This window comes from Methylobacterium nonmethylotrophicum (genome assembly GCF_004745635.1).
In the GTDB taxonomy this organism is placed as follows: Bacteria; Pseudomonadota; Alphaproteobacteria; order Rhizobiales; family Beijerinckiaceae; genus Methylobacterium; species Methylobacterium nonmethylotrophicum.
Genome location: NZ_SRLB01000011.1, coordinates 153700 through 165266 on the forward strand (window position 1 = coordinate 153700; position 11567 = coordinate 165266).

Consider the following 11567-nt stretch of genomic DNA (forward strand, 5'->3'; position numbering starts at 1 on the left):
TGTGAGTGTCTGCTTCGTTCCACCCACGACCTCATCCTGAGGTGACCGGCGATCGAAGATCGCGCCGCCTGCGGCAGCCTCGAAGGAGGGCTCCAGAAGCCTCCGCGATTCCTGGAGCCCTCCTTCGAGGCCGTCGATCAAAGATCGAATCGATCTCCGATCGCCGGTCGCCTCAGGATGAGGTCATGGGTAGGGTATCGATGGTCGGTCGCTCCTCACACCGGCGGATGGGGAATCGCGGCGAGCAGCGCGCGCGTGTACTCGGCCTGGGGCGCCTCCAGCACCGCTTCGGTCGGGCCCTCCTCGACGATCCGGCCGGCCCGCATGACGATGACGCGGTCGCAGAGCATCCGCACCACCTGCAGGTCATGGCTGACGAAGAGATAGCTCATGCCGAGGGCCTGCTTGAGGTCGGCCAGCAGGTTCAGCACCACCGCCTGCACCGAGACGTCGAGGGCCGCGGTCGGCTCGTCGAGGATCACGAGGTCGGGAGAGGGCGCGATGGCGCGGGCGATGCCCACCCGCGCCTTCTGGCCGCCGGAGAGCTGGTGCGGGAAGCGGTCGAGGAGCTCGACCGGCAGCCCGACGAGGCGGGCCAGCTCCTCGCAGCGTGCCCGGATCGCGTCGCCGCCCTTGACGGTCCGGAAGCGCAGCAGCGGGTCGGCGATGGCCCGCGCGGCGGTCCAGCGCGGGTTGAGCGATTCCGTCGGATCCTGGAAGACCATCTGGATCTTCGGCCGCAGGGCGTGGCGGGCGAAGCGCGCTGCCGGCACCCGGCTGATATCCTCGCCGGAGAAGACGATCGAGCCGGCGCTCGGGTCGAGGAGGCGCATCACCATCGTGGAGGTGGTGGACTTGCCGCAGCCGGATTCGCCGACGAGCCCGACGCTCTCGCCCCGGTTCACCGAGAAGCTCAGGGCGTCGACCGCCCGGAACGGCGCCTCGGCCGCCGCCGCCTTGCGCTTGAGCAGGCCGGCCTTCGCGCGGGGATATTCCTTGGTGAGCCCCGAGACGGTGAGGAGCGGGGCGCCCGCCGCCTCCGCCCGCGCGGCGGGCGCGGCCGGGGCCCCGGCGGGCAGGAGGTCGCGCAAGGTGACGCCCGGGCGCGGCGTCGCCTGCATCAGCTTGCGGGTATAGGCGTGGGACGGCGCGCGGAAGATCGTCGTCGCCGGCGCGGTCTCGACGACGCGGCCCTGCTCCATCACGACGATCCGGTCGCAATAGGCCGCCGCGAGGCCGAGATCGTGGGTGATGAGCACCGTCGACATGCCGCGCTCGGCGGTGAGCGCGGTGACGAGGTCCATCACGGCCTTCTGGGTCGTCACGTCGAGGCCGGTCGTCGGCTCGTCGGCGATGAGGAGCTGCGGCCGGCACGCGAGCGCCAGCGCGATCACCACCCGCTGGCACATGCCGCCGGACAGTTCGAACGGGTAGGCGTGGTAGCGCTCCTCAGGCCGGGCGATCTTGACCTGCTCGAGGGCCGCGATGGCCTTCTCCTTCGCGTCGCCCGAGCCCGCCTCGGCGTGCTGGCGCAGCACGTCCTCGATCTGGTGCCCGACCTTGCGGATCGGGTTCAGGGCGGCGCGGGGATTCTGGAAGATCATCGAGATCTCCCGCCCGCGCAGGTCGCGCATCTGGCGCTCGCCGGCCGCCCGGAGGTCGATCCCCGAGAAGCTGACCTCGCCGCCGGCGATGCGCCCGGCCCGGTCGAGGATGCGCATCACCGCGTAGGAGGTGACCGACTTGCCCGAGCCGGACTCGCCGACGATGCCGACGGTCTCGCCCCTGGCGACCGACACGTCGACCTGGCGCACCGCCTGCACGGTGCCGCGGCGGGTGGCGAACTCGACCGTGAGGTCGCGGATGTCGAGGAGGGGGATCGCGGTCACGTGCGCCTCTGGGGGTCGACGATGTCGCGCAGGCCGTCGCCGATGAGGTTGAAGCAGAACACCGCGAGCATCAGCGCGAGGCCCGGAAAGAGGGCGATCCACCACTCGCCCGAGACGATGAAGCTCGCGCCCTCCGCCACCATGATCCCCCATTCCGGGGTCGGCGGACGCACGCCCAGCCCGATGAAGGACAGGCCCGCCGCGTTCAGGATGGCGTAGCCCATGGTGAGCGACATCTGCACCATCATGATCGGCAGGATGTTCGGCAGGATGGACGTCAGCACGATGCGCAGGTCGGTGTTGCCGGTGAGCCGCGCCGCCATGACGAAGCCGGCATTGCGGCGCTGCGCGGCCTCGGCCCGGGCGAGCCGCGCGTAGAGCGGAAAGTTGATGATCGCGGTCGCCAGGACGATGTTGGTGACGGTGTTGCCGAGCGCGGCCACGATGCCCATCGCCAGGACGAAGAGCGGGAAGGCCATGATCGTGTCGGCGAGCCGCCCGACGATCCGGTCGGTCCAGCCGCCGAAGAACCCGGCCATGATCCCGGCGAGCCCGCCTGCGACGAAGACGAGGGCCACCGAGGCGACCGCGATGGTGAGGTCGAGCCGCGCCGCGACGACGACCCGCGAGAGGATGTCGCGTCCGAGCTGGTCGGTGCCGAAGGGATGCGCCAGGGTCGGGGCCTGGAGCGCGACCGAGGTGTCGGAGGCCAGCGGATCGTAGGGCACGAGGGACGGCCCGAGGATCGCGCAGGCGACGAGGCCGAGGAGCAGCGCGAAGGCGAAGCCCGTGACCGGGTTGCCGGAGACGACCGCGACCGCGTGGGCGAGCGTCGCCGAGATTCCGGATCGGGCCGGGGCGGGGGCGAGGGCGGGGGAGCCGGTGGCGCTCATGCGGCGGCCCTCACGCGCGGGTCGATCAACCCGTAGGCGAGGTCGATCAGGAGGTTGAGCACCGTGTAGAGCAGGGCCATCGCCAGGACGAAGCCCTGCACCGGGGCGAAGTCGGAGGCGATCAGGGCCTCGACCGCGTAGGAGCCGACGCCCGGCCAGGCGAACACCTTCTCGACGAGGACATTGGCGCCGAGCAGGAAGGAGAAGACCATGCCGAGCGTCGTCACCACCGGCAGCATCGCGTTGCGCAGCGCGTAGGTCACCACGACCCGGCGGCTCGACAGGCCGGCGGCCCGGGCGGTGCGCACGAAATCGGCGGCGAGCACCGCCAGCATGGCCGCCCGGGTGATGCGGGCGATGGGAGCGAGCGCGAAGATCGCCAGCGTCAGGCCCGGCAGCGCGATCTGGGCCAAAGCCGCCCGGAAGGTCTCGATGTCGCCCGCCATCAGGCTGTCGAGGAGGAAGAAGCCCGTTCGCGTCGGTGGCGGCGACGCGAAGGCGTCGAGGCGCCCGAGCGGCGCGGGCGACCAGCCGAGCACGAAGTAGAACACGTAGACGAGGAGGAGCCCGGTGAAGAACACCGGCAGCGACACGCCCGCCGTCGCCACCACCCGGCAGGCGTGATCGACGAGCGAGCCCTGGCGCAGGGCCGCCGCGACCCCGAGGGGCACCGCGACGAGGAGCGACAGGACGAGGCCGAACAGCGTCAGCTCGGCGGAGGCCGGCAGCCGGCTGCCGAGATCGGTCGTCACCGGCTGGCCCGTCGTGAGCGAGCGGCCGAGATCGCCGCGGGCGAGGTCGGCGACGTAGCGGGCGAACTGCTCGGGCAGCGAGCGGTCGAGCCCGAGCTCGGTGCGGATCTGCGCGATCGCCTGGGGCGTCGCGGCGGGCCCTGCGAAATAGGCCGCGGTGTCGCCGGGCAGCACCCGGGTGAGGAGAAACGACACCACGACGACGCCGGCGAGGGCCGGCAAGGTCGTGGCGAAGCGGTCGAGGAGCGTGCGCAGCATCGGGTGGCCCTCCTGGGTGTGGGATCGCGGGTCTGACTTGCCGGTCCGGTCTCTCTGCTTCCCGCAAGACGTTCCGCGCAAAGACGATGCGCGTGTTCTCCCTCCCCCCTCTGCGGGGGAGGGTGGCCTGCGCGGCAGGCCGGGAGAGGGGCAGCGCGACGCTGGTCCAGCGGGCGCCTGTCACGACGGTCGCGACCTCTCCGGAAGCGGCGTCCCCTCTCCCGCCCGGCTTCGCCGGGCACCCTCCCCCGCAGAGGGGGGAGGGGGAAACTCGCGCCAGTTCTTTCCCTGAGCAGTTCAGCGAAAGCGTAAAGGGTTCAGCGATTCGCCTTAGCGGCCCCTCACGACGCCGTTCCCTTGGTCAGGTACCGGAAGTCCGGCTCGCGGCAGGGCTGGAACTGGTAGCCGTTGATCGTGCGCTGCATCGCGACGTCGTGGGTCGGCTGGGCGATCGGCACCATCGGCACCTCGCGCTCGGCGAGCGAGATGAAGTCGATCACGCTCTTCTGGTAGACCGCCGGATCCTCGGTGAAGCGGGCGGTGTCGATCAGCTTGTCGAGCGCCGGATTCTGGTAGGAGGCGATGTTGAAGATCGAATTCGCGCCGTGCAGGGTCCAGAACAGGTAGTAGTCGGGATAGTCGAGCCAGCCGGCGAAGCGGTTGAGCACCATCGGGTTGGTCTTCTTGGAGATCTCGCCGCGGAAATTCGCGCCCGGGATCTTGCCGATCTCGACGGTGATGCCGATGCCGGCGAGCGCCTCCTTGATCAGCACCGCCATCGGCTCGGCCACCGTGGCGTTGCCGGCGTCGAACAGGAGCGTGGTCGAGAGGCCGCCCGGCGCGGCCGCCTGAACCAGCGCCTTCGCCTTCTCCGGATTGGTCTTGTACGGGTAGGGTTGCGGCCAGGCGACCCGCGGCGTCTCCGGCCCGCCCGACATGTCGAGGCCGCGGCCGAAGAGGGAGGCTTGAAGGATCTTCTCGTAGGGCAGCACCCAGGCGACCGCCTGGCGCAGGCGGACATCGGTGAACGGGCCGACCGCGGTGTTGAGATAGACCGACCAGACCCCGTTCGGGATCGGCACGCCCACGACCTTGATCTTGCCGGCGTCGATCAGGTCCTTGAAGTCCTTCGGCGGCAGCCCGTACGAGATGTCGGCGTCGCCCTTCTCGATGAGCGCCCGGCGGGTCGAGGGCGAGGCGATGTCGCGGGCGATGACCCGGCGCAGCTGCGGCAGCTTGCCGGAGGTCCAGGCGTCGTTGCGGACGTAGATCGTCTCGACGCCGGGCTTCCAGCTCTCGACCCGAAAGGCGCCGGATCCCGCGACGTTGTTCTTCAGCCACTCCTTGGCCCAGGGATCGCCGCCGCCGTTGCGCTGGGCCAGTTCCGCGTCGATCACGAACGGGATCGTGACCGCCAGGTTCGACATCGTCATCTTGTCCTTGCGGACGAAGTCGACGCGGAAGGTCCTGTCGTCGAGGGCGACGAACTGCTCAGGTCTTTCGAGCGAGCCGGCATTCATCTGCGTGGTCGCGAAGCCGCCGATCGACACCGCCCGGTCGAGGGACCACTTCACGTCCTTGGCGGTGACCGGCCGGCCTGAGTGGAACTTGGCGTCCCGGAGCTTGAAGGTGCAGCTCATCCCGTCGGAGGCGACCTGCCAGCTCTCGGCGAGCTCGCCCTCCAGATCGCCCATCTTGACCGCGTTGCCGCCGCCGCCCGGGATCGGCACCGGCTTGAAGCGCAGGAGCCGGTCGTAGCAGTTCAGCGCGACGCCGTTCACCGGCTGCGAGGCGCCGATGCCCTGCATGTCGAGGGAGTTCGGCCCGTATTCCTGCACCAGCAGCAGGGTCTCGTTGCGGGTCGGATTCTGCGCCTTCGCCTGACCCCTCGCCACGAAAGGCGCGGCGAGACCGGCGGCGAGGGCGGTGCGGCGGGTGATCATGCGGCACGGACCTTCATCGAGCGAGAGGAGGCGAGCGCCCGCGACCGGCGGGTCAGCGCCGGGGTGAGGCAAGGTTCGGACCGGAACCGGAAATTGCATGCAACGCTGCAAGAGCGCATGCATATCGCCGAAGATGCACGCATCTAGTTTGAGCGCGAGCGTCGATATTTTGGGCAGGCCAGCCGCTTCAGGATGCGGCAGGGTCAGGGCCGGTCGGCACGGGGGCGAGATGGACGAGCGGTCGGGACTGACACGGACCGAGCGGCTGGCGGCCGAGATCGCCGACGCGATCGTCACCGGCGCCCTCGAGCCGGGCAGCCGGCTCGACGAGCAGGCACTGGCGGAGCGCTACGGCGTGTCGCGCACGCCGGTGCGCGAGGCCCTGCGCCAGCTCGGCACGTCGGGCCTCGTCGAGGTGCGGCCGCGCCGGGGCGCGGTGGTGGCGCAGGTGACGCCCGAGCAGCTCGCCGAATTGTTCGTCGCCATGGCGGAGATCGAGGCGACCTGCGCGCGGCTCGCCGCCCAGTCGATGAGCCCGCTCGAGCGCCGCCGCCTCGACGCCCTGCACGACGCCATGGCCGACCTCGCCCGTGGCGGCGACCCGGCGGCCTATGCGAGGGCCAACACGGCGTTCCACGGCACGATCTACGCCGGCGCGCACAATGCGGTGCTCTCCGACTTCGCGCTCGGCCTGCGCCGCCGCCTCCAGCCCTACCGCGAGGCGCAGTTCCGCGTGAGCGGGCGGCTCGCCCGCTCGCATGCCGAGCACGGGGTCGTGGTCGCCGCGATCCTGGCGGGCCAGGCGGCGGAGGCGCATGCCGCGATGCTGCGGCACGTCACCCTGGTGGAGAATTCGGTGGAGGGGCTGCTGGGGCGGGAGGCCGGGGAGGAGGGCCGTCCCTCCCACGATGCCGGCCCGGGATCGCGCAGCGGAATGCGGAATGCGTGACGCCGACGTCGACGACGAGGCCAAACGCGTTCCGCCTCGCCCTGCCGCGCCGCGTGATCGGCATTTACATTCCCACCCCGAACCTCATCCTGAGGTGCTGGGCGATCGGAGATCGCGCAGCCTCGAAGGAGGGCTCCAGGGATCGCACAGACTTCTGGAGCCCTCCTTCGAGGCTCCTTTCACGTGCGATCTTCGATCGCCAGCACCTCAGGATGAGGTTACGGGTAGGAGGAAGGACTTGCCCTCGAGCGACCGGCTCTCGGAACGGCCGGACCACCGCCCTCAATCCAGCGTCGTTCCCGACTGCTTCACCACCGCCCCCCACTTCGCGATCTCGTCGGCCATGAACGCCCCGAAGGCGTCGGGCGACAGGGGCCGGGAGGTGGCGCCGAGGCCGGCGAACTTCGCCGCGGTCGCCGGCTCCTGCAGCGCCCGCACCGTCTCGGCGTTGAGGCGCGCGACGATCTCCGGCGGCGTGCCCTTCGGCACGACGAGGCCGTTCCACGCGATGGCGACGTAGCCCGGCAGGGCGGCCTCGGCGATGGTCGGGATGTCCTTCACGAGCGGCAGCCGCTCGGTCGAGGTGATGCCGAGCGCCCGCACCCGACCGCCCTCGACATGGGCGAGCACCGATTGGGTCGTGTCGAACATCAGGTCGCAGCGCCCGGCGATGACGTCGGTGATCGCCGGGGCGCTGCCGCGATAGGGGATGTGGGTGAGCTTGATGCCCGCCATCGCGGCGAACAGCTCGGCGGCGAGATGCGTCGACTGGCCGATGCCCGACGTGGCGTAGTTGAGGGCGCCGGGCTTGGCCTTGGCGGCGGCGATCAGCTCGGCGATTGAGCGCGGGCCCGACTGCGCCGGGACCACCAGCACCAGCGGGTTCTCGGTCAGGAGCGCCACCGGCGCGAAGCTCTTCAGGGTGTCGTAGTTGAGCTTGCGAAACAGCGTCATGTTGATGGCATGCGCCGTGGTGGCGACGCCGAGGGTGTAGCCGTCGGCGGCGGCCCGGGCGACGACCTCGAGGCCGAGATTGCCGCCCGCCCCCGGCCGGTTGTCGACGACGAGGGGCTGGCCCAGCGCCTGCGCCAGCCGGTCGCCGACGATGCGGGCGGTGATGTCGGTCGAGCCGCCGGGCGGATAGGGCACCACGACGGAGATCGGCCGGGCCGGCCAGGCGGCGGCGCGGACCGGGCGGGCGTTCAGCGCGAGGGTGCCGGCGAGGCCGGCGACGACGTCACGGCGGCGGATCATGGCATGCTCCCGTCCACGAACACGACGGCGTCCAGCGCCAGGCAGTCGCCCGGCTCGGGGCCGACCAGCATCGGGTTGACGTCGAGGCTGGCGATGCCCGGTGTCGCCGTCATCAGCTCGCCCACCGCCACCGCGGCGGCGAGATAGGGCTCGATCGCCCACGGCTTCTCGCCGCGTACGCCCGCGATGAGCGGCGCGATCCGCAGGCGGTGAAGCGCCCGCCGCACGTCGGCTTCCGTGAACGGCGGCAGCAGCAGGGCGACGTCCGGCATCGCCTCGACGTATGTGCCGCCGTCGCCCACCACCACGACGGGTCCGAAGAACGGGTCGCGGTGCGCGCCGAGCACCAGCTCGCGCCGCCCGCGCGCCATCGCTGCGACGATGACGCCGGTGAAGGCGTGGCCGGCCCCCGCCAGCCCCGCCCGGCAGGCCTCGAAGGCGGCACGGACGGCTTGCGCCCCGCTCAGCCCCAGATGGACGAGGCCGAGCTCGCTCTTGTGCGCCACCGCGGCCGAGCAGCCCTTCACGGCCACCGGCCCGCCGATCTCCGAGGCCGCGGCGACCGCCTCCTCGGCCGTGCGGCAGAGGCGGTGGCGCACCACCGGCACGCCGGCCCGCGCCAGGAGCGCCAGGCTCTCCGCCTCGTCGAGGAGGCGTGGCGGCGCCTCGGCGGGTGGGGGAGGGGCCGGGTGCGGCGGGCGGCCCGCGGCCGCCGCCATCCGCTCGTGATGGGCGATGAACTGGGACAGCGCCCGCACCGCCTCGCCCTCGCCGGAGAAGACCGGCAGGCCGCGGGCGCGGAACGGCGCAGCGACGAGCTCCTGCGGCGCGACGATCACCACCGGCTTTCCCGTCGCGGCCGCGAAGGCGGCGGTGTCGCGGCCGAAATCGTCGACCGCGTAGGCGCGGCCCGCCACCGGCACCCCGACCAGGAAGGCGTCGGCGGACGGGTCCTCGGCGATCACCGGCAGGATCTGGCTGAACAGGGCGGAGTTCGTCATCAGCGCCGCCGTGATGTCGACCGGGTTGCGGGTCGCGGCGAAGCTCGGGAGGATCGCCCGCAGGCGGCCCTGCGTGCCGTCGGCCAGCGGCGCCAGCTCGAGCCCGGCCGCCGAGGCCGCGTCCGCCGCCATCACGCAGGTCGCGCCCGAATTGCTGATCGCCACCATGCGGCGGCCCCCCGGTGTCCAGCCCTTCAGGTACAGCTCGGCCGCCGCGACGAGGTCGGTGGTGTCTTGCGCCCGCCAGATCCCGTGCTGCTCCAGGAAGGCATCGACCAGCCGGTCCTCGTTGGCGAGCGCCCCGGTATGGGACTGCGCCGCGGCCTGGCCGGCGGCGGTGCGGCCGGATTTCAGCGCCACGATCGGCAGGCCGCGCGCCCGGGCGACCGCGGCGGCCTCCGCCAGATGGTGCGGGTCGGGAATGCTCTCGAGGTAGAGGAGCAGCAGCTTGAGGGCCGGATCGGCCGCCACCGCCGCGGCGAGCTCGCACACCGTCACGTCGGCGTCGTTGCCGGTGGCGTGGGTGTGGCGCACGCCGATGCCGCGGCCGCGGAGCAGCCCGTAGGGCACGACGCTCATCGCCCCGCTCTGGCTGACGATGCCGACCGGCCCGTCCTGCGGCGCGACCTCCAGGAACATGCTGGAGAAGCTCGGCACCGCGCCGGTGCCGAAATTGGCCAAGCCCTGCGAGTTCGGGCCGATCATCCGCAGGCCCCGGGCCCGGGCGCGGGCCACCATCGCGCGCTGCGCCGCTTGCGCCGCCGGATCCTCGGTCTCGCCGAAGCCCGAGGCCATCATGATCGCGACCTTGACGCCGATCTCGGCGCATTCGTCGAGGGCCGCCACCGCCGCCTCGCCCGGCACCGCGATGATCGCGAGGTCGGGCGCCCGCGCCAGGGCCGAGAGCCGCGGCACCGTGCGCCGGCCCTGGACCTCGTCGCGCTTCGGGTTGACCGGCCAGACCTCGCCGCGAAAGCCGAATCGCGACAGGTAGAGGAGCGGCCTTCCGCCGATCTTGTCGGGATTCTCTGAGGCGCCGATCACCGCGATCGAGTGCGGGTCGAGGGCGGCCTGGAGGCTCGACGTCATGGTGTGCCCTCCGGGGCGACGAACGGGACGAGGCCGGCCCCGAAGGCGCGGAACGTCGTGCGGACGGCATCGCCGATCGCGACGCCCTTGAGCGGGCAATGCGCCATGAAGCGGAAGCCCTCCTCGGCGTCGACCAGCGCGATGCCGTAGGGCGCGTGGGCGCTGAGGTCGGCCGAGGGCGCGCGCGCCACCACCGTGACGGCGTAGACCGTGCCGCGGCCGGAAGCCCTCTCGACCGAGAGATCCTCGCTTCCGCATTCCGGGCAGAAGGGGCGGCGGACATACTGGACGTGGCGGCAGGCGCGGCAGCGCGCGAGCGTCAGGCCCTCGCCGCCCGTCGTCCAGTCCGGGATCTCCGCGCTCATCGGCCGTTCTCCAGGACGAGGCTGACATGGGAGGAGAGCACGCCGCCGTCGCCGTGGAGCAGCGCCAGCGCCGGCGGGGCGACCTGGCGCGGCCCGGCCGCTCCGCGCATCTGCCGCACGGTCTCGGCGAGATGGGCCATCGCGCCGCCGACGCCGCAATGGCCGTAGCTCAGGAGGCCGCCATGGGTGTTGAGCGGCATGGCGCCATCGGGAGAAAAATGCCCCTCGCGGGCGAGCCGCCCGGCGGCGCCACGGGGCGCGAGGCCGATCTCCTCCAGGAGGATCGCCAGCGTGATGGTGAAGCTGTCGTAGATCGCTGCGTAGCCGATGTCGGTGAGCGCGACACCGGATTGCGCCAGGGCCCGGGCGGCGCTGTCGCCCGCCCCGAAGGCGGTCAGCGAGGGTGCCGCGCTGACATGCTGGTGGGTGTGGGCCTGCGCCGCGCCGCGGATCGCCGGGCCGGGCCGCGCGGCATCCGCCCGCTCGATCACGAAGGCGGCGCCGCCATCCGAGACCGGGCAGCAATCGAGCAGGCGCAACGGCGTGGCGATGGGCTTGGAGTCCCGCACCATCGCGGCGGTGATCGGCTCGGTCAGGTGGGCGCCGGGCGTGCGGGCGGCGTTCGCCCGCATCAGCACCGCGAGTTCGGCGCTGTCCTCGATCCCGTATTCGTAGGCGTAGCGGGAGGCGACGAGGCCGTAATAGGCGGGGATCGTGGGGCCCAGCGGCACCTCGTAGGTCGGGTGGCCGACCTGGGCGAGCGTCTGGATCGCCGCGTCGCGGGACTGGCCCGACAGCCGGTTCTCGCCGGCCACCACCAGGATCCGCCGCACCGCACCCGCTTCGACCATCAGATGGGCGAGCATCACCAGGGCAAAGCCCGTGGCGCCGCCGAGCTGGACCGCGTGGGCATAGGACGGGCGCAGGCCGAAATGCTCGGCGAACACCGTCGAGAGCATCAGGTGCGGGTGCGTGGTCGAGTAGCCGGTGATCAGGCCGTCGACCTCGCGCCGCTCCAGCCCGGCATCCGCAAGGGCATCCGTCGCGGCGCGGCTCATCAGGTCGAGGGTGGAGGCGCCGGCGAGGCGCCCGAACGGGGTGAGGCCGATGCCGGTGACGACGCTCATCGGGCGGGCTCGCCAGGGCAGCGGGCACGCGCATGCATCCGCATGGC

9 protein-coding genes are annotated in these 11567 nt (G+C 72.0%); 1 reads left to right on the forward strand and 8 read right to left on the reverse strand.

What is annotated here, in order from left to right:
* Positions 1-215: 215 nt before the first annotated feature.
* The 4 genes from EU555_RS16505 to EU555_RS16520 form a co-directional block, all read right to left on the reverse strand.
* Entirely contained in the window at positions 216-1889 is a 1674-nt protein-coding gene (locus EU555_RS16505; protein WP_135415959.1) for a dipeptide ABC transporter ATP-binding protein, read from the reverse strand.
* A complete protein-coding gene (locus EU555_RS16510) occupies positions 1886-2782 on the reverse strand; it encodes an ABC transporter permease (protein ID WP_135415961.1) in 897 nt (298 codons plus the stop codon). Before EU555_RS16510 ends, EU555_RS16505 begins: the two co-directional genes overlap by 4 nt.
* Positions 2779-3792: an ABC transporter permease gene (locus tag EU555_RS16515; RefSeq protein ID WP_135415963.1), complete on the reverse strand. Its 1014-nt coding sequence runs from the start codon at positions 3790-3792 to the stop codon at positions 2779-2781. Before EU555_RS16515 ends, EU555_RS16510 begins: the two co-directional genes overlap by 4 nt.
* A 341-nt stretch (positions 3793-4133) precedes the next feature.
* A complete protein-coding gene (locus EU555_RS16520; protein ID WP_135415965.1) occupies positions 4134-5735 on the reverse strand; it encodes an ABC transporter substrate-binding protein in 1602 nt (533 codons plus the stop codon).
* Between the two features lie 229 nt (positions 5736-5964).
* On the opposite strand from EU555_RS16520, the gene EU555_RS16525 reads away from it, so the two are divergent.
* Positions 5965-6684, forward strand: a complete 720-nt coding sequence (locus EU555_RS16525) for a GntR family transcriptional regulator (RefSeq protein WP_135415967.1) — start codon at positions 5965-5967, stop codon at positions 6682-6684.
* Between the two features lie 282 nt (positions 6685-6966).
* On the opposite strand, the gene EU555_RS16530 is transcribed toward EU555_RS16525, so the two are convergent.
* Genes EU555_RS16530 through EU555_RS16545 form a run of 4 tightly spaced genes read right to left on the reverse strand, consistent with a single transcriptional unit; the run spans position 6967 to position 11520 of the window.
* Positions 6967-7938 (reverse strand): Bug family tripartite tricarboxylate transporter substrate binding protein, encoded by a 972-nt coding sequence (locus tag EU555_RS16530; RefSeq protein WP_135415969.1) that lies wholly within the window; start codon positions 7936-7938, stop codon positions 6967-6969.
* Positions 7935-10028: an acetate--CoA ligase family protein gene (locus tag EU555_RS16535; RefSeq protein ID WP_135415971.1), complete on the reverse strand. Its 2094-nt coding sequence runs from the start codon at positions 10026-10028 to the stop codon at positions 7935-7937. The genes EU555_RS16530 and EU555_RS16535 overlap by 4 nt, the downstream gene beginning before the upstream one ends.
* Positions 10025-10393, reverse strand: a complete 369-nt coding sequence (locus EU555_RS16540) for a Zn-ribbon domain-containing OB-fold protein (RefSeq protein ID WP_135415973.1) — start codon at positions 10391-10393, stop codon at positions 10025-10027. Before EU555_RS16540 ends, EU555_RS16535 begins: the two co-directional genes overlap by 4 nt.
* Positions 10390-11520: a thiolase family protein gene (locus EU555_RS16545; protein ID WP_135415975.1), complete on the reverse strand. Its 1131-nt coding sequence runs from the start codon at positions 11518-11520 to the stop codon at positions 10390-10392. The genes EU555_RS16540 and EU555_RS16545 overlap by 4 nt, the downstream gene beginning before the upstream one ends.
* Positions 11521-11567: the final 47 nt, after the last annotated feature.